At 67.4% G+C, this 17,434-nt stretch carries 15 protein-coding genes and 2 pseudogenes; 11 read left to right on the top strand and 6 right to left on the bottom strand.

The window, feature by feature from the left end; all coding sequences use genetic code 11:
• A partial coding sequence (locus tag LI92_RS14770; protein ID WP_046320102.1) for a succinic semialdehyde dehydrogenase occupies nt 1-1,275 on the top strand: 1,275 nt, incomplete at its 5' end.
• Between the two features lie 3 nt (nt 1,276-1,278).
• Here the strand turns inward: LI92_RS14770 and LI92_RS14775 are convergent.
• The gene (locus tag LI92_RS14775) at nt 1,279-2,694 is read right to left on the bottom strand and encodes a WS/DGAT/MGAT family O-acyltransferase (RefSeq protein WP_046320105.1); all 1,416 of its coding nucleotides are present in this window, start codon (nt 2,692-2,694) and stop codon (nt 1,279-1,281) included.
• A gap of 64 nt (nt 2,695-2,758) precedes the next feature.
• On the bottom strand, nt 2,759-4,411 hold the full coding sequence (locus tag LI92_RS14780; protein WP_046320106.1) for an acyl-CoA synthetase: 1,653 nt from the start codon (nt 4,409-4,411) through the stop codon (nt 2,759-2,761).
• A gap of 69 nt (nt 4,412-4,480) precedes the next feature.
• On the opposite strand from LI92_RS14780, the gene LI92_RS14785 reads away from it, so the two are divergent.
• The 3 genes and pseudogenes from LI92_RS14785 to LI92_RS14795 all read left to right on the top strand — a co-directional run bounded on the left by LI92_RS14785 (nt 4,481) and on the right by LI92_RS14795 (nt 7,284).
• Entirely contained in the window at nt 4,481-5,281 is an 801-nt protein-coding gene (locus LI92_RS14785) for a crotonase/enoyl-CoA hydratase family protein (RefSeq protein WP_046320107.1), read from the top strand.
• The gene (locus LI92_RS14790; protein WP_046320108.1) at nt 5,281-6,252 is read left to right on the top strand and encodes an NAD-dependent epimerase/dehydratase family protein; all 972 of its coding nucleotides are present in this window, start codon (nt 5,281-5,283) and stop codon (nt 6,250-6,252) included. Before LI92_RS14785 ends, LI92_RS14790 begins: the two co-directional genes overlap by 1 nt.
• 157 nt (nt 6,253-6,409) lie before the next feature.
• Nucleotides 6,410-7,284 (top strand): annotated as a pseudogene (locus tag LI92_RS14795) (type IV toxin-antitoxin system AbiEi family antitoxin).
• A 26-nt stretch (nt 7,285-7,310) separates the two neighbouring features.
• Here LI92_RS14795 and LI92_RS14800 read toward each other — a convergent pair.
• The gene (locus LI92_RS14800) at nt 7,311-8,528 is read right to left on the bottom strand and encodes a cytochrome P450 (protein WP_046320123.1); all 1,218 of its coding nucleotides are present in this window, start codon (nt 8,526-8,528) and stop codon (nt 7,311-7,313) included.
• A 40-nt stretch (nt 8,529-8,568) separates the two neighbouring features.
• On the opposite strand from LI92_RS14800, the gene LI92_RS14805 reads away from it, so the two are divergent.
• Nucleotides 8,569-9,294, top strand: a complete 726-nt coding sequence (locus LI92_RS14805) for an acetoacetate decarboxylase family protein (RefSeq protein ID WP_046320124.1) — start codon at nt 8,569-8,571, stop codon at nt 9,292-9,294.
• A gap of 20 nt (nt 9,295-9,314) precedes the next feature.
• Here LI92_RS14805 and LI92_RS14810 read toward each other — a convergent pair whose 3' ends face one another.
• The gene (locus LI92_RS14810) at nt 9,315-10,346 is read right to left on the bottom strand and encodes an LLM class F420-dependent oxidoreductase (protein WP_046320109.1); all 1,032 of its coding nucleotides are present in this window, start codon (nt 10,344-10,346) and stop codon (nt 9,315-9,317) included.
• 58 nt (nt 10,347-10,404) lie between these two features.
• Here LI92_RS14810 and LI92_RS14815 point away from each other — a divergent pair, with 58 nt between their 5' ends.
• Genes LI92_RS14815 through LI92_RS14830 form a run of 4 tightly spaced genes read left to right on the top strand, consistent with a single transcriptional unit; the run spans nt 10,405 to nt 14,078 of the window.
• Nucleotides 10,405-11,397, top strand: a complete 993-nt coding sequence (locus LI92_RS14815; RefSeq protein WP_046320110.1) for a Zn-ribbon domain-containing OB-fold protein — start codon at nt 10,405-10,407, stop codon at nt 11,395-11,397.
• Nucleotides 11,398-11,405: 8 nt separating this feature from the next.
• Entirely contained in the window at nt 11,406-12,470 is a 1,065-nt protein-coding gene (locus LI92_RS14820; RefSeq protein ID WP_046320111.1) for a thiolase family protein, read from the top strand.
• Nucleotides 12,467-13,654 (top strand): thiolase family protein, encoded by a 1,188-nt coding sequence (locus LI92_RS14825; protein ID WP_192830058.1) that lies wholly within the window; start codon nt 12,467-12,469, stop codon nt 13,652-13,654. The genes LI92_RS14820 and LI92_RS14825 overlap by 4 nt, the downstream gene beginning before the upstream one ends.
• Nucleotides 13,655-13,667: 13 nt before the next feature.
• Nucleotides 13,668-14,078 carry a nuclear transport factor 2 family protein gene (locus tag LI92_RS14830; RefSeq protein WP_046320115.1) on the top strand — a complete coding sequence of 137 codons (411 nt, stop codon included), beginning with the start codon at nt 13,668-13,670 and terminating at the stop codon, nt 14,076-14,078.
• Nucleotides 14,079-14,175: 97 nt separating this feature from the next.
• On the opposite strand, the gene LI92_RS14835 is transcribed toward LI92_RS14830, so the two are convergent.
• Nucleotides 14,176-14,712, bottom strand: a complete 537-nt coding sequence (locus LI92_RS14835; RefSeq protein WP_046320116.1) for a gamma carbonic anhydrase family protein — start codon at nt 14,710-14,712, stop codon at nt 14,176-14,178.
• 110 nt (nt 14,713-14,822) lie between these two features.
• Between LI92_RS14835 and LI92_RS14840 the strand changes: the two genes are divergently transcribed.
• Both LI92_RS14840 and LI92_RS14845 read left to right on the top strand, forming a co-directional pair.
• Entirely contained in the window at nt 14,823-15,995 is a 1,173-nt protein-coding gene (locus LI92_RS14840; protein WP_046320118.1) for a 3-ketosteroid-9-alpha-monooxygenase, oxygenase component, read from the top strand.
• 10 nt (nt 15,996-16,005) lie between these two features.
• A complete protein-coding gene (locus tag LI92_RS14845) occupies nt 16,006-16,467 on the top strand; it encodes a hypothetical protein (protein WP_046320120.1) in 462 nt (153 codons plus the stop codon).
• A gap of 92 nt (nt 16,468-16,559) precedes the next feature.
• On the opposite strand, the pseudogene LI92_RS14850 reads toward LI92_RS14845, so the two are convergent.
• Nucleotides 16,560-17,402 (bottom strand): annotated as a pseudogene (locus LI92_RS14850) (sulfotransferase family protein); the annotation flags it as partial.
• Nucleotides 17,403-17,434: the final 32 nt, after the last annotated feature.

Below are 17,434 nucleotides of genomic sequence, written 5' to 3' on the forward strand. Positions count from 1 at the left end.
ATGTGTATAAGAGACAGGGCACGTTCGGCGGCGCAGGAGGAGATCCTCGACATCATGCTCAACGCGCGTTACTACGCGCGTCAGGCCGCCAAATTGCTGGCCTCCAAGCGGGTACCGGGGCTGTTGCCCGGCGTCGTCAAGACCGTGATCAACCACCACCCGAAGGGTGTCGTGGGCGTCATCGCCCCCTGGAACTACCCGATGACACTGTCGATTTCGGATGCCATCCCCGCGCTGCTGGCCGGCAACGCCGTCGTGATCAAACCCGACAGCCAGACCCCGTACTGCACCCTGGCCAACGCCGAGCTGCTGTATCAGGCCGGTCTGCCCCGTGAGTTGTTGGCCGTGGTGCCCGGTCCGGGCTCGGTGGTCGGCACGGAGATCGTGCAGCAGTGCGACTACCTGATGTTCACCGGTTCCAGTGCCACCGGCCGGACTCTGGCCGAGCAGTGCGGCGCCCGACTGATCGGCTTCTCCGCCGAACTGGGCGGCAAGAACCCGATGATCGTCACCAAGGGCGCCAACCTGTCCGAGGTCGCCAAAGCCGCCACCCGCGCCTGCTTCTCCAACGCCGGGCAGTTGTGCATCTCGATCGAGCGGATCTACGTCGAACGCGAGGTGGCCGACGAGTTCGCCGCGAAGTTCGCCGAACAGGTACGCGCCATGAAGCTCTCGGCCACCTACGACTTCAACGCCGACATGGGCAGCCTGATCTCCGAGGACCAGGTCAAGACCATCTCCAACCACGTCGACGACGCCAAGGCCAAGGGCGCCAAGGTGATCGCCGGCGGCAAGGCCCGTCCCGACATCGGCCCGCTGTTCTACGAGCCGACGGTGCTGACCGACGTCACCGACGAGATGGAGTGCGCCCGCAACGAGACGTTCGGCCCGGTGGTCTCCATCTACCCCGTCGCCGACGTCGAAGAGGCCATCGCGAAGGCCAACGACACCGAGTACGGACTGAACGCCAGCGTGTGGGCCGCGAGCAAGTCCGAAGGTGAGGCGATCGCCGCGCGCATCAAGTCCGGCACGGTCAACGTCGATGAGGGCTACGCGCTGGCATTCGGCAGCGTCGCCGCCCCGATGGGCGGCATGAAGGCCTCCGGGGTGGGCCGCCGCCACGGCGCCGACGGGATCCTCAAGTACACCGAGTCGCAGACCGTCTCCACCGCCCGGATCCTGAATCTGGACCCGCCCCCGGGGATCTCCGGGCCGGTGTGGCAGAAGCTGCTGACCCCGATGATCCGGGTGATCCAGGCGCTACCGGGCCGGTAGCGCTCAGTGCCGGCCGGTCCGGTTCTTGCCCCGGTCGATGTCGCGCTCCAACTCGGCCAGCGCGGGCTCGATGGCGTCGGCCATCTTGTGGATGTCCTCGGCGACTTCCGGCGTGGTCACGAATCCGAAGTCGAGGTGGTCCCGGTACGAGAAGCAGGTGATGTTCAGGGCGACGTCCATCACCGGCGGACCCAGCGGGACCAGTGACTCCAGTTCGGCCCCGGCCATGTAGATCGGAACCGGTGGTCCCGGAACGTTGGAGACCACCAGGTTGATCGGGGCCAGCCGATTCGACAGTCCGGTCGCGGTGTAGGCGCGCGCGGCGAGCTGCAGCAGCCCGGGCGGCGTGGTGTCGGTCAGCCCCATGATCTGATGGGCCGACAGCGCCTTGGCCATCTGCTTGGCGCTCTGGGTGTTGGCGTGAATGGTCTTGAGCCGCTGCGCCGCTCCCTCGATGTCGGTCGCCATGGACACCGTCATCGAACTGACCTTGTTGCCGACCTCCCCCTGGCTCTCCTCGGTACGGGTCGACACCGGGATCTGCGCCACCAATGGCTTGTCGGGCAGCTCACCGCGCTCACCCAGGTACTGGCGGACGGCACCGGCCACGATGGCCAGTACGACATCGTTGAGCTTCACCCCGTAGGCGTCCTTGACGGCCTTGATCCGGGCAAGCTCGATGCGGGCGGCACTGATGCGCCGGTGCGGCGAGACGCTGGCGTTGAACCGGGTCACCGGGGCGTCGAAATACCGCGGGGGTTTGCGGGGCAGCCCCAACCCCACGGTGGCGATCTGCTGGCGGACGGTCTGCTGCAGCAGCCGACCGATCCGGTACGGCGTCTTGACGGCGACGTTGACCAACTCCTCGACCACACGACGCTCGTAGCTGGGCATGGCAGCCCCGTTCGACGAGCCGTGCGCCGCCGGCTCCGGCGGTCGCGGCTCCGGCGTGACGTCCAGCATGATCTCGAACAGTCCTGCGCCCGAGACACCGTCGACGATCGCGTGATGCATCTTGGTCAGGGTCGCGACCCGGCCGCCGTTGACGCCCTCGATCACCCACATCTCCCACAGTGGGCGCGACCGGTCCAGCTTGTAGGACATCAGCCGTCCGACGAGCTCTTCGACCTCGCGCCGACCGCCCGGCGCGGGAACGCCGATTCGTCGCAGGTGGAAGTCGATGTCGAGGTCGTCGTCCTCGACGAACCACGGCCGGTCCAGACCCAGCGGGGCGGGAGTGACCTTCCAGCGCAGCTGCGGCAGTTGCGGAAGTCGCTCGATCAGCAGCTCGCGGACGCGCTCGAAGCTGTAGTTCGGCGCATTGGTCGTGTCACAGATCGCGAGTCCACCGATGTGCATGTGCCAGCCCGCCGTTTCGGCAGACCAGAACGCGGCGTCCACGCCCGAAAGTCGCTGCATCGAAAGAGAGTAGCCCGGACACCGCTTCGCCGGGGGCGGCTCCCCGGCAAAAGATGCGGTGGATCTAGTTCTCGACCGTCACGTGCTTGGCGTGCACCTCGTCGGCGGGACGGGCCTCGGTCTGCTCCTTGGCCCAGCGGTAGTCCGGCTTGCCCGCCGGGGAGCGCTTGACCTCGTCGACGAACCACAGACTGCGGGGCACCTTGTAGCCGGCGATCTCGGTACGCGCGCAGGTGTTGATCTCCTCCAGCGTGGGCCGGGCGTCTCCGCGGGCCTGCACCACTGCGGCGACATGCTGGCCGTAGCGGGCGTCGGGCACCCCGACCACCAAGGCGTCGAAGACGTCCGGGTGGGTCTTGAGCGCGGCCTCGACCTCTTCGGGGTAGATCTTCTCCCCGCCGGAGTTGATCGACACCGACCCGCGGCCCAGCATGGTCACGGTGCCGTCGGCCTCGACCTGCGCGAAGTCTCCGGGGATCGCGTACCGCACTCCGTTGATGGTGCGGAAGGTCTCGGCGGTCTTCTTCTCGTCCTTGTAGTAACCGACCGGGATGTGACCGCGCTTGGCGATGATGCCCCGCACGTCCGAACCGGGCTGGACTTCGTTGCCGTCGTCGTCGAGCACGACCGTGTTCTTGTCGATGGTGACCCGGGGGCCGCCGGTGTGCGCTTCGCCCTTGGCGACGATGCTGGTGCCGCCGAAACCGGTCTCCGAGGAACCGATGGAGTCGGTGATGATCCGGTTGGGCAGCAGCTCCAGCAGCCGCTCCTTGATGCTCGGGCTGAACAGCGCCGCGGTGGAGGCCAGCAGGAACAGCGACGACAAGTCGTATTCGTTGCCGGCGTCCTGGTGGGCCAACAGGGCGTCCAGCAGCGGACGCGCCATGGCATCACCGGTGAAGAACAGCAGGTTGACCTTGTGCTGCTCGATGGTGCGCCATACCGTGTCGGCGTCGAACTCCGGTGCCAGGACCACAGTTTGGCCGCTGAACAGCGACATCCAGGTGGCCGACTGGGTCGCGCCGTGGATCATCGGCGGAATCGGGTGACGGACCATCGGCGGGTTGGCGGCGGCCTGCTTGGCCAAGTCGTACTCATCGGCGATCGGCTCACCGGTGGCGAAGTCGGTGCCGCCGAACAGCACGCGGTAGATGTCCTCGTGGCGCCACATCACGCCCTTGGGGAATCCCGTGGTGCCGCCGGTGTAGAGCAGGTAGATGTCGTCGGCACTGCGGGGACCGAAGTCACGCTCGGGTGAGCTCTGCGCCAGCGCGGCCTCGAACTCCACCCCGCCGTAGCGCTGATAGTCCAGGTCACTGCCGTCCTCGACCACCAGGATGGTCTTGACCTTCGGGGTGTCGGGCAAGACGTTGGCCACCCGATCGGCGTACTGGCGCTCGTGCACCAGGGCGACCATGTCCGAGTTGTCGAACAGGTAGCGCAGCTCGCCCTCGACGTAGCGGAAGTTGATGTTGACCAGGATGGCGCCGGCCTTGATGATGCCGAGCATCGCCACGACGATCTCGTTGCGGTTGCGGCAGTACAGGCCGACCTTGTCGTCCTTCTTGACGCCTTGCTCGATCAGGTAATGGGCCAGCCGGTTGGCCTTCTCCTCCAGCTGCGCATAGGTCAGCTGTTCGGTCCCGCAGATCAGGGCGACCCGATCGGGGACGGCGTCGATGGCGTGTTCGGCTAAGTCGGCGATGTTGAGAGCCACAACACACAAACTAGAACGTGTTACATTTCGATTTCAAGTCGAGGATCCAACCCGGAAAGGCGGACGCCGGTGCCCGAGTCGTCAGAGCAGCCCCACGCCCTCATTGAACAGCGGGGACACACCCTGATCCTCACCTTGAACCGGCCCGAGGTGCGCAACGCCCTGTCCGGCGAAATGCTCGCAATCATGGTCGAGGCGTGGGACCGGGTGGACAACGACGACGACATCCGCTCATGCATCCTGACCGGCGCGGGCGGCTACTTCTGCGCCGGCATGGACCTCAAGTCGGCCAACAAGAAGGCCCCCGGCGACTCCTTCAAAGACGGCAGCTACGACCCCTCACGCATCGACGGCCTGCTCAAGGGCCGCCGCCTGACCAAGCCGCTGATCGCCGCGGTGGAGGGTCCGGCTATCGCCGGCGGCACCGAGATCCTGCAAGGCACCGACATCCGCATCGCCGGCGAAAGCGCCAAGTTCGGTATCTCCGAGGCTAAGTGGAGCCTGTACCCGATGGGCGGCTCGGCGGTGCGCCTGGTTCGCCAGATTCCCTACACCATGGCGTGCGACCTGCTGTTCACCGGTCGCCACATCACCGCCGCCGAGGCTCTGGAGATGGGCTTGATCGGCCACGTGGTGCCCGACGGACAGGCGCTGGACAAGGCTCTGGAGATCGCCGAGCAGATCAACAACAACGGGCCGCTTGCCGTGCAGGCGATGCTGCGCACCATCCACGAGACCGAGGGCATGCACGAGAACGACGCCTTCAAGATCGACACGAAGATCGGCATCAAGGTGTTCTTGAGCGAGGACGCCAAGGAAGGCCCGCGGGCTTTCGCCGAGAAGCGCAAGCCGCAGTTCAAGAACCGCTGATGAAGGTCGCGGTCACCGGAGGCACCGGCTATCTCGGCGCCCACACCGTCAAGACGCTGCTGGAAGCCGGACATTCGGTACGGCTTCTGGTCGCGCCCGGCTGCGGCGCCGAGCCCGTCATCCCCCGGCTGCGTGAGCTGGGCACCCTGGAGGTGCTCGACGGCGACATCCGCGACACCGGGGTGGTGGCGGCGCTGCTGGACGGCTGCGACTCGGTCCTGCATGCCGCCGGGGTGGTCGGCACCAACGACCGCCAGGAAAAGCTGATGTGGGACATCAACGCCTACGCCACCGAGGCGATCCTGACCCGTGCGGTGTCCGCGGGCCTGGACCCGGTGGTGTCGGTCAGTTCCTACAGCGCGCTGTTCCCGCCACCGAACGGGATCATCGGCCCGGACTCGCCCACCGTGCCCGGCCGCAGTGCCTACGCCCGAACCAAGGCCTACGGCGAGCGGGTCGCGCGCCGACTGCAGGACGAGGGCGCCCCGGTCGTGGTCACCTACCCCTCCAGCGTGGTCGGCCCGGCGTTTCACACCGCACCGGGCGTCACCGAGCGGGGCTGGGCGCCGATCGTGAAGTACCGGGTGGCGCCGGTGGTCCGTGGCGGAATGGCGATGGTCGATGTCCGCGACATCGGCCTGGTGCACGAGGCGCTGATGCGGCCCGGCCGCGGTCCGCACCGCTACCTGTGCGGCGGGATCATGGTCACCTTCGACGAGATGATCAGCGCCGTCGAGCGGGGCCTGGGCAAGCCGGTGCGGCGAATCCCGGTGGCCCCCAGCGTTTTCAAGGCCATCGGCCGTATCAGCGATCTGGCCAGCAAGCTGCTGCCGCTGCCCGAGTCGCTGAGCTACGAAGCGGCCTGGTTGCTGACGTCGGCCACCCCGACCGACGACTCGGCCACGCTGGCCGATCTGGGCCTGACGTGGCGGTCGCCGACCGAGGCGATCGTCGCGTCGCTGCAGACGTAGCGCGCGGCGGGCTCCCCCGCCCTCCTGCTCGCCCCTGCTCGCCCCTGCAACCCGCCCTCCTGCTCGCCGAACGTGTAATCAGCCCGACTGTTCCGGCTACTTTTCGGTCTGAGTACACGTTCGGAGTTGTGTCGGTGGGCGTCGGCAGACTTCCGGCATGGGTGAGCCCTTCATCGGCAGCGAGGCCGTCGCCGCGGGACGGTTGACGAAGTACGCGCTGAGCAGTCGGTTCGTCGCGATCCACCCCGACGTCTACGTGCCGCGCGGCACGGCGCTCACCGCCGTGCCGCGGGCGAAGGGCGCGTGGTTGTGGTCGCGTCGTCGCGGGGTGATCGCCGGTCAGTCCGCCGCCGCACTGCATGGCGCGAAGTGGGTCGACGACCACGCCCCCGCCGAGTTGCTCTACGACTGCCGACGGCCACCACCCGGGGTGCGAACCTGGTCGGACCGGGTTCGGCCCGCCGAGGTCCAGCTGATCGACGGCATGCCGGTCGCCACCCCGGCGCGCACCGCGATGGACCTGGCCTGCCGCTATCCGGCCGGAAAGGCAGTGGCCGCCATCGACGCGCTGGCCCGGGCGACCCGACTCACCGCGGCCGACGCCGACGTGATCGCCCGGCGCTATGCGGGTCGGCGCGGCATCCGGCGTGCGCGCCGGACCCTGGCACTCATCGACGCCGGCGCCGAGTCACCCCGCGAGACGTGGTTGCGGCTCTTGTTGATTCGAGCGGGATTCCCGCCGCCGCAGACCCAGCTGCCCGTCCACGACCAGTGGGGACAACTGGTGGCCGTGCTGGATATGGGCTGGGAGGAGATCAAAGTGGGCCTGGACTACGAGGGCGACCACCACCGCACCAGCACACGGCAGTTCCACCGGGACATCCGCCGCCACGAGACCGTGAGCGATCTGGGCTGGATCGACCTGAGGATACCCGGGAAGACACCGAAGCCGGGATCATCGCCCGTGTCAGCAATGCCTGGCAACGCCGAGCGTGCACTGAGACCGAGAAACGCTCCGGTTTTCCGGGCTGATTACACGTTCGGCGGTGCGGGATGCGTCAGACGAGCACCGGCCTGCTGGGCGTGAACACCACCGGCATCGACTCCAGGCCGCTGACGAAGTTCGCCGGGCGCAGTGGCAGGGGGTCGCCGGAGGCCAGCCGCAGGTCGGGCAGCCGCTGCAGCACCCGCTGCGTCATCAGCCGCAGCTCCAGGCGGGCCAGCTGGTTGCCCAGACAGAAATGGGTGCCGAATCCGAATGCCACGTGACTGTTGGGGTCTCGGGTGGCATCGAAGCGTTCCGGCTCGTCGAAAACCGTCTCGTCGAAGTTGGCCGACTCGAACAGCAGCAGCATCTTCTCGCCCTCACACAGCTGCGTGCCGTGGAACTCGATGTCGCGAGTCAGCGTGCGGCACATGTTCTTCACCGGGGAGGTCCACCGCAGCATCTCCTCGATCGCCACCGGCACCCGCTCGGGTTCGCGTTGCAGCATCTCCCACTGGTCGCGATGACGCAGCAGTTGCTCCGTGCCGCCCGACAGAGTGTGCCGGGTGGTCTCGTCGCCGCCGATCAGGATCAGCAGCGTCTCGAACACGATCTCGTCGTCGCTCATCCGCTGCCCGTCCACCTCGGCGTTGACCAGAATGGAGAACAGGTCGTCGGCGGGTTCGGCGCGACGCTTGCCGATCAGGTCCATGGTGAATGCCGTGTAGGCGCTGAACGCCTCCATGACGGCTTGGAAGGTGGCCGACTCGGCGTCCAGGTGCGAGCTCAGCCCGCACACCAGGTCATCGGACCACTTCAGCAGCATGCTGCGCTGTTCGGGCAGCACCCCGAGCATGTCACCGATCACCGCCATCGGCAGCGGGGCGGCGATGTCGCGGACGAAGTCGCACTCGCCGCGCTCGCAGACCGCGTCGATCAAGGTGTCGCACAGCGTCTCGATGGACGGCAGCTGGGCGTGCACGCGTTTGCGGGTGAACCCGGCGTTGACCAGCTTGCGCCGCAACAGGTGCGCGGGGTCGTCCATGTCGATCATGTAGGGGAATCCCGGCTGGTCGGGACGGATGCCGCCGGCGTTGGAGAACACTTCGGGAGTGCGCTCGGCGTCGATCACCGCCTGGTAGGCCGACGCCGCGGCCAGCCCGTTGCGATCCCGGAACACCGGCTCGTTGGCCCGCATCCACCGGTAGGCGGCGCGCGCACCGCCGTCGGCGTAGAAGGTTCCGTCGGTCAGGTCGATATCCGGCTTGGTGGTCGGCGCGACATCGGTCATAACCTCGGTCATGGGCGTCCTCCGGATTACAGTGGGAGTCATGGCTCTTTCGCAGCACACCATCGCTGGCACTGTGCTTACCATGCCGGTCCGCGTCCGTCACGCGGATGTGCATTCCGCGATGTTCTCGGTGCCTGCGGACGCCACGCAGGCGATGATCGACTACAGCGGCCTGCAGGTCTTCCAGCACCAGCCGGGACGGGCGGTGGTGAACCTGATGCTGGCCCGCTACCTCGACGGCGACCTGGGCCGCTACCTCGAGTTCGGCACGGCGGTGATGGTCAATCCGCCGGGTAGCGAGGCGAGCGGCTGGCGGGCCCTGGGCTCTGCCGGAGCGTTCATCCACCACCTGCCGGTGGACCAGGAGTTCACGCTCGAGGCCGGACGCACGATCTGGGGATTCCCGAAGATCATGGCGGACTTCACCGTTCGCGACGGCCGGCGTCTGGGCTTCGACGTCGCCGCCGACGGTCAGCACATCGCCACCATGGAGTTCGCCCGCGGCCTGCCGGTCCCGGGTCTGTTCACGTCTCGGCCACGGACGCTGCAGGCGTTCAGCCATCTCGATGGTGTCGCCCGTCAAATCCCTTGGGAGATGAAAGTTTCCAAAGTGCGTTGGGCCCTCGGCGGCGCCGAGCTGCGGCTGGGCACCCACCCGTATGCCCGCGAACTGGCCGCACTGGGCCTGCCCAAGCGGCCGATGCTGTCCTCGACCGTGGGCCGCGTCGAGATGACGTTCGGCGACGCTGAGGTCTTCAGCGCCTGAATCGGCGTCGCGCCGCCGAACTAAACCAGCGAGGCCAGCTGCTGAATCTGCTCGGTGCTGCGTCCGGTGACCACCATCATGGTGACGCCGGCGGCCTCCCACACCTTGATCTGCTTACGGACGTAGTCGACGTCGCCCACGATCGCGGCGTCGTCCACCAGCTCGTCGGGGATGATCTCGCCGGCCTTGTCCTTCTGTCCGCCGCGGAACAGCTTCGTCACGTCGTCGACCACCTCCGCATAACCCATCCGGCGGTAGACCTCGGCGTGGAAGTTGGTGTCCTCAGAGCCCATCCCGCCCATGTAGAGCGCCAGGTAGGGCTTCATGGCCGCGAACGCCGCCGCGCGGTCATCGGTGATGACGATGTTGGCCGTCGCGCAGATCTCGAAGTCCTCCCGGGTGCGCCGCGCCCCGGGCCGGGCGAAGCCCTCATCGAGCCACTCGTTGTACATGTCGGCCAGCCGCGGCGCGTAGAAGATCGGCAGCCACCCGTCGGCGATCTCGGCGGCCAGCGCGATGTTCTTCGGGCCTTCGGCACCGAGCATCACCGGGATGTCGGCACGCAGCGGATGGGTGATCGGCTTGAGCGCCTTGCCCAGCCCGGTGGTGCCCTCACCGCTGATCGGCAGCGGGTAGTGCGGGCCGGCGCTGGTCACCGGGGCCTCGCGGGCCCACACCTGGCGCAGGATGTCGATGTACTCGCGGGTGCGGGCCAACGGCTTGGCGAAGCGCTGGCCGTACCAGCCCTCAACCACCTGCGGCCCGGACACGCCGAGCCCCAGGATGTGGCGGCCGCCGGACAGGTGGTCCAACGTCAAGGCGGCCATCGCGCAGGCGGTCGGGGTGCGCGCCGACAGCTGCACCACCGAGGTGCCCAGGCGAACCCGCGAAGTCGACGAGCCCCACCAGGCCAGCGGCGTGTAGGCGTCAGAACCCCAGGCCTCGGCCGTGAAAATCGAGTCGAATCCCGCGTCCTCGGCGGCGGTCACCAGTTCTTGGTGGTTGGCCGGCGGCTGTGCGCCCCAATATCCCAGTTGCAGTCCCAGCTTCATCCTCGGCTCCTCGCTCGCCTGCTTGCCACCATTGTTAGAACCTGTTCTACTCGATGCCGTGACTGCCAGCCAAAGCCACCGCGCGCAGATCGATGAGCATGAACCGCCGCTGTCTGCGCCGCTGAAGTTGTCCTTCGACTACACGCGTTCAGTCGGCCCTACCCTTGGCGCATTCTTCACCGCTCTGCGTGAGCGCCGCATCGTCGGGGTGCGTGGTTCCGACGGGCGGGTCTACGTGCCCCCGGCCGAATACGATCCGGTCAGCTACGAGCCGCTCACCGAGATCGTACCGGTGGCCAGTGTCGGCACTGTCGTGTCATGGTCCTGGCAGCCGGAGCCGCTGCAGGGCCAGCCGCTGGACACCCCGTTCGCCTGGGCGTTGATCAAGCTCGACGGCGCCGACGTGCCGATGCTGCACGCGGTGGCGGCCGAGAGCCCCAAGGCCATCAGTGTCGGTACCCGGGTGCACGCGCACTGGGCCGACGAGACCGTCGGAGCGATCACCGACATCGCCTACTTCGCGATCGGCGAGGACCCCGAACCGGTCCCCGACACCCCCGACGAGCGCGACCCGGTGACCATGGTGGTGGTTCCCAGCAGCATCGAGATCCAGCACAGCGCGTCGCGCCCGGAGAGCGCCTACCTGCTGGCCCTGCAGGAGGGCAAGCTGCTGGGCGCCCGGACCGGTGAGACCGGCAAGGTGTATTTCCCTGCGCGCGAAGCCGATCCGGCTACCGGACTGCAGTTGGACACCTTCGTGGAGCTGCCCGACAAGGGCACGGTGACCACCTTCGCCATCATCAACATCCCGTTCGCCGGCCAGCGGATCAAGCCGCCGTATGTGGCCGCCTACGTGCTGCTCGACGGTGCGGACATCCCCTTCCTGCACTTGGTGTCAGACATCGACGCCCACGAGGTGCGGATGGGCCTGCGCGTCGAGGCGGTGTGGAAGCCCCGCGATCAGTGGGGCCTGGGCATCGACAACATCGAGTACTTCCGGCCCACCGGCGAACCGGACGCCGACTACGACACCTACAAACACCACCTGTGAGGGGCAGCATGACGCAACGCGATGTCGCGGTGGTGGGCTTCGCCCACGCCCCGCACGTCCGCCGCACTGACGGAACCACCAACGGCGTCGAGATGTTGATGCCGTGTTTCGCCCAGTTGTATGCCGAGTTGGGTATCGCCCAGACCGACATCGGCTTCTGGTGCTCGGGTTCGTCGGATTACCTGGCCGGCCGGGCGTTCTCCTTCATCTCGGCGATCGACTCGATCGGCGCCGTTCCGCCGATCAACGAGTCGCATGTGGAGATGGACGGCGCCTGGGCCCTGTATGAGGCCTACATCAAGGTGCTGACCGGCGAGGTCGACACCGCGCTGGCCTACGGTTTCGGCAAGTCCTCGGCCGGCCAGCTGCGCCGGGTCCTGGCGTTGCAGACCGACCCGTATACCGTCGCCCCGCTGTGGCCGGACTCGGTGTCGATCGCCGCACTGCAGGCCCGACTGGGCCTGTCCGGCGGCCAGTGGACCGCCGAGCAGATGGCCCGCGTGGCGCTGGACTCCTTCGCCGTCGCCGAACGGGTGGACTCGGTGGAGTCGACGGACAGCCTCGACGAACTGCTGCAGCGTCCGTTCTTCGCCGACCCGCTGCGCCGCCACGACATCGCCCCGATCACCGACGGCGCTGCCGCGATCGTGCTGGCCGCCGGCGACAAAGCCCGTGAGCTGTGCGAAAACCCAGCCTGGATCACCGGTTTCGAACACCGGATCGAGTCCCCGGTACTGGGCAGCCGCGACCTGACCCGGTCGCCGTCGGCCGCCGCCTCGGCACAGGCCGCCACCGGCGATGAGATGCCCGCCGTGGACGTCGCCGAGATCCACGCTCCGTTCACCCATCAGCACCTGATCCTGACCGAGTCCATGCGACTGCCCTCGAAGACCAAGGTGAACCCGTCCGGTGGCGCCCTGGCAGCGAACCCGATGTTTGTCGCGGGGCTGGAGCGCATCGGCTTTGCCGCCCAGCACATCTTCTCGGGTTCGGCCGGCCGGGTGCTGGCGCACGCCACCAGCGGGCCTGCCCTGCAACAGAACCTGGTCGCGGTGATGGAAGGACGCAACTGATGGCCCAACTCGCTGCGGTGCTGGGCACCGGACAGACCAAGTACGTCGCCAAGCGCCAGGACGTGTCGATGAACGGCATGGTGCGCGAAGCCATCGACCGGGCACTGGCCGATTCGGGATCGACGTTTGCCGACATCGACGCCGTGGTGGTCGGTAAGGCGCCGGACTTCTTCGAGGGCGTGATGATGCCCGAGCTGTTCATGGCCGACGCCGTGGGCGCCACCGGCAAGCCGCTGATCCGGGTGCACACCGCCGGTTCGGTGGGCGGCTCGACCGCGGTGGTGGCGGCCAGCCTGGTGAAGTCCGGCAAGTACCGGCGGGTGCTGGCGATGGCCTGGGAGAAGCAGTCGGAGTCCAACGCCATGTGGGCGCTGAGCATCCCGGTGCCGTTCACCAAGCCGGTCGGCGCCGGCGCCGGCGGTTACTTCGCTCCGCACGTGCGCGCCTACATCCGCCGCTCCGGGGCCCCGACCGACATCGGCGCGATCGTCGCGGTCAAGGACCGACTCAACGGCGCCCGCAACCCGCTGGCCCATCTGCACCAGCCCGACATCACCGTCGAGAAGGTGATGGCTTCCCAGATGCTCTGGGACCCCATCCGTTTCGATGAGACCTGCCCGTCGTCGGACGGTGCCTGCGCGATCGTGATCGGCGACGAAGCCGCCGCGCAGGACCGCATCGACGCCGGCGAGCCGGTGGCGTGGATCCACGCGACCGCGCTGCGCACCGAGCCGCTGGCGTACGCCGGGCGCGACCAGGTCAATCCGCAGGCCGGCCGCGATGCCGCGGCCGCCCTGTGGAAAGAGGCCGGGATCACCAGCCCGATCGATGAGATCGACGCCGCGGAGATCTATGTGCCGTTCTCCTGGTTCGAGCCGATGTGGCTGGAGAACCTTGGCTTCGCGGCTCCCGGCGAGGGCTGGAAGCTCACCCAGGCCGGGGAGACCGCGATCGGCGGGAAGCTGCCGGTGAACGCCTCCGGCGGTGTGTTGTCGTCCAACCCCATCGGCGCCTCGGGCATGATCCGGTTCGCCGAGTCGGCGATCCAGGTGATGGGCAAAGCCGGCGATCACCAGGTTCCGAATGCGCGTAAAGCGTTGGGCCACGCCTACGGCGGCGGTTCGCAGTACTACTCGATGTGGGTGGTCGCCGCCGACAAGCCGGCCGCCAAACCCGCCGACTGAGAGGACGACCGGCATGAACGCAGATCACCCCGCCCACGTTGCAGGTAAGCGCTCCCGGGACGCGGTCGTGGCGCGCGACAAAGAGGCCTGGCTGGCGAACTTCGCCGAGGACGCGATCGTGCAGGACCCGATCGGGCCGTCGCACTTCGACCCGGAGGGCAAAGGTCACCGGGGCCGCGACGCGATCTCCGCGTTCTGGGACAAGGCGATCGCCAGCACCGACAAGATCGAATTCAACTTCTCCGACACCTTCCAGTGCGGCGACGAGGAAGCCAACACCGGAAACATCACGATCACCATGGGCGGGCACCAGATCGTCACCGAGGGCGTGTTCACCTACCGCGCCAACGACAAGGGTGAACTGGTCGCCCTGCGTGCCTACTGGGAACTGGACCGCGCGGCCAAGACCGCGCGCAAGCTCTGAGCCGCGCCGCTCACTCGCAACACCTGCGCCGAACGTGTAATCAGTCCGATTTTCCTGGCGATTTTTCGGTCTGATTACACGCTCGGCGAACCCTGCATCAATCGCCCAGTTCGACCGGCGCCAGACCTTCGCGGTAGCGCTGCGCCAGATCCCGGTAATACGGCGGGTTCGCGTTGATCCACAGCTCGGCGCTGGTGCCCTCGATGGGGCCTTTGACGACGGCCGGCGAACCGGTCACCAGCATCCCGTCGGGGATCCGGGTGCCGGCCAGCACCGTCGCACCGGCCGCCACCAGGGAGCGGCTGCCGATCACCGCGCCGTCGAGCACGGTGGCGTGGTTGCCGATCAGCGCCTCGGCGCCGATGTTGGCCCCGTGGATCAGGCACATGTGGGCGATCGTCGCGCCCGGGCCGATGTCCACCGGCACCCCCGGCGGCACATGCAGCACCGAGCCGTCCTGGACGTTGGCACCCTCGCGCACCACGATGGGCGCGTCGTCGGCGCGCAGCACGGTGCCGAACCAGACCGAGGCCCCGGCTTCGACGGTGACGTCGCCGATGAGCGTGGCGGGGGGCGCGACGAAGGCCGTGGGGTCGATCTTGGGTGAGCGACCGTTGAACGAGAACAGCTGCATCGTTCAGATATACCAGGGACCAAAGACCCCGAACTAGCAGGGTTTATTGCGCAATCGAAGGTCAAAACTGTAACGTGTTCTAGTTAGAAGCACAGGGTTGGAGGCAACAGGTGAGCACTGACAGCGCCGAAGTAGGCGTCCGCCACATCGACACCGGGACACTGCCGGATCGCTATGCCCGCGGTTGGCACTGCCTGGGCCCGGTGAAGGACTTCCAGGACGGCAAGCCGCATTCCGTCCACGCTTTCGGCGCCAAGCTGGTGGTGTTCGCCGACTCGCAGGGCGAGCTGCACGTGCTCGACGCCTACTGCCGCCACATGGGCGGCGACTTGAGCCGCGGCGAGATCAAGGGCGACGAGATCGCCTGCCCGTTCCACGACTGGCGCTGGGGCGGCGACGGCCGCTGCAAGCTGGTGCCCTACTCCAAGCGGACGCCGCGGATGGCGCGTACGCAGGCCTTCCCCACCGACGTGCGCGGCGGCCTGCTGTTCATCTACCACGACCCGGAGGGCAACCCGCCGCCGGACGAGGTGCGGATCCCGGAGATCCCGGAATGGTCCAGCGGTGAGTGGACCGACTGGCGCTGGAACTCGATGGTGATCGACTCCAACTGCCGCGACATCATCGACAACGTCGTGGATTTCGCGCACTTCTTCTACATCCACTACGGCCTGCCCACCTCCTTCAAGAACGTCTTCGAGGGCCACATCGCCTCGCAGTACCTGCGCAACGTCGGGCGTTCCGATGTGCCAGGCCTGGGCACCCAGTACGGCGAGTCGGTCCTGGACTCGGAGGCCTCCTACTTCGGTCCGTCGTTCATGATCAACTGGCTGCACAACAGCTACGGCGGTTTCAAGGCCGAGTCGATCCTGATCAACTGCCACTACCCGATCAGCCAGGACCAGTTCCGGCTGATGTGGGGTGTGATTGTGCAGAAGCCCAAGGGCTTGGACGACGCGACCACCGAGAAGATCGCGGACGCCATGACCGACGGTGTCAGCAAGGGCTTCCTGCAGGATGTCGAGATCTGGACTCACAAGAGCCGGATCGAGAACCCGCTGCTGGTCGAGGAGGACGGCGCGGTCTACCAGCTGCGCCGGTGGTACTCGCAGTTCTACGTCGACGCCGCCGACGTCACCCCGGAGATGACCGATCGCTTCGAGATCGAGATCGACGCCACGGTGGCCAACGAGAAGTGGAACGCCGAGGTGGCGGAGAACCTGCGGGTGCAGGAAGAGGAAGCCAAGGCCACAGAGGCTTCAGAAACCGTCAACGCAGAGTAGCCCCGGCGCCATGGCCCGCGAGGTTCCCGACGCCGGCGAGCTGGCCCGGTCCATGCTGATGTTCTACGGCCCGCACGACGACCATGACGGGCACGGCGACTCGCCCGACGACGACGGCCCCGATACCCGGTATTCGCGACACCCGGTGGACCCACAACGCTACGCGGCGATTCGTGCTGCGACGCAACGCGATACCGACCGCTACCTGCATTCGGGCCTGATGCCGGTGCAGTGCCGACACTGCACGGCCACGGTCGAGGTCAAGAAGCTGGGCCCCGGACACACCTCGGTGCAATGGGATTCGGCGGCGGTCAAGCAGTGCGCCCACTTCGCCGCCGAACGCGAGGCCGGCCACAGCAGCGGCCGAAGCCGCGGCTGCCCGAAGCTGGCGAAGAGCATCGCGCACGCGATCGCCGAGGGTGCACTGGAGGAGTTCTCCAGCGCTCCCCCGCCCGGCGACGGGATCGACTAGCTCAGTTCACCTCCCGCGAGCAGACGCAAAATCGCACTCAACACGGTGTTTGAGTGCGATTTTGCGTCTGCTCGCGGGAGGCATTCAGCGGGTCACAGGCCGGCGAAGCGCTCCCGGACCTGCTCGGGGGTCAGTCCGTAGTCGGCCAGCGAGTATTCATGTTTGGGTGCCCGCGGACCGGTCTTGCTGGCGGCGTAGTCGTCGGCCATGGCCTGGCGGGCGTCATCGGAGAGCTCGATACCGAAACGCTCGTAGATGCTCGCCGCGGTGGCCAGCGGATCGGCGACGAAATCCCGGTAGTCGATGTCGCAGAACTGGGCCTGGTCATAGTTGGCGCGTTGAGCGTTGAACAACTCCAGTCCGCGCGCCCAGGTCTCCATCTCGTCGGCGCCGATCTGCGCGCCGACGAACGTGTTGGACTGGCCTTCGGTGGTGTGCTGGGCCAGCGAGCACATCGACGCCAGGATGGTCTCGGGCGGGCGATGGCACTGCACGATCAGCGCGTCGGGGTAGACCGTCATGATCGCGTCCAGCGCGAACAGGTGACTGGGGTTCTTGAGCACCCACCGCTTGTCCTGGTCGTTGAGCCCGATCAGTTGCAGGTTGCGGCGGTGTCGGCGGTACGCCGGAGTCCAGTCCTGCTGGGAAAGCCAGCGCGAGTACGTCGGCAGGTGCGCCAGCGTCTCGTAGGACACCGAGTGCAGGGACTGGCGTAGCAACTGCCAGCACTCCTCGAGGCCGTCGGCCGTCATGTAGTGCAGCCCGGTGTACTCGGGGTTCTCCTCGTGGTGGCGGGCGAACTGCGACTGCATCTGGGCGAAGACCGGGTTGCTGTCCCAGGTTTCGCGTGGCGGGCGCGGCTGGGGGAACTCGGCGAGCCACATCTGTAAGCCCTGGTTGGCCGGGTCGGCACCCAGCAGCCGGTGCAGCGCGGTGGCTGTCTCTTATACACATCTGACGCTGCCGA

The sequence above is a fragment of the Mycobacterium sp. UM_Kg1 genome (assembly GCF_000972925.1).
Lineage (GTDB): Bacteria > Actinomycetota > Actinomycetes > Mycobacteriales > Mycobacteriaceae > Mycobacterium > Mycobacterium hiberniae.

Excerpts from the sequence above, each read along its gene's own strand:
- LI92_RS14845 (WP_046320120.1), top strand. The coding sequence starts at position 16,006 with ATGGCCCGCGAGGTTCCCGACGCCGGCGAGCTGGCCCGGTCCATGCTG.
- LI92_RS14805 (WP_046320124.1), top strand. The coding sequence starts at position 8,569 with ATGGCTCTTTCGCAGCACACCATCGCTGGCACTGTGCTTACCATGCCG.
- LI92_RS14775 (WP_046320105.1), bottom strand. The coding sequence starts at position 2,694 with ATGCAGCGACTTTCGGGCGTGGACGCCGCGTTCTGGTCTGCCGAAACG.
- LI92_RS14820 (WP_046320111.1), top strand. The coding sequence starts at position 11,406 with ATGACGCAACGCGATGTCGCGGTGGTGGGCTTCGCCCACGCCCCGCAC.
- LI92_RS14830 (WP_046320115.1), top strand. The coding sequence starts at position 13,668 with ATGAACGCAGATCACCCCGCCCACGTTGCAGGTAAGCGCTCCCGGGAC.
- LI92_RS14790 (WP_046320108.1), top strand. The coding sequence starts at position 5,281 with ATGAAGGTCGCGGTCACCGGAGGCACCGGCTATCTCGGCGCCCACACC.
- LI92_RS14800 (WP_046320123.1), bottom strand. The coding sequence starts at position 8,528 with ATGACCGATGTCGCGCCGACCACCAAGCCGGATATCGACCTGACCGAC.
- LI92_RS14810 (WP_046320109.1), bottom strand. The coding sequence starts at position 10,346 with ATGAAGCTGGGACTGCAACTGGGATATTGGGGCGCACAGCCGCCGGCC.
- LI92_RS14835 (WP_046320116.1), bottom strand. The coding sequence starts at position 14,712 with ATGCAGCTGTTCTCGTTCAACGGTCGCTCACCCAAGATCGACCCCACG.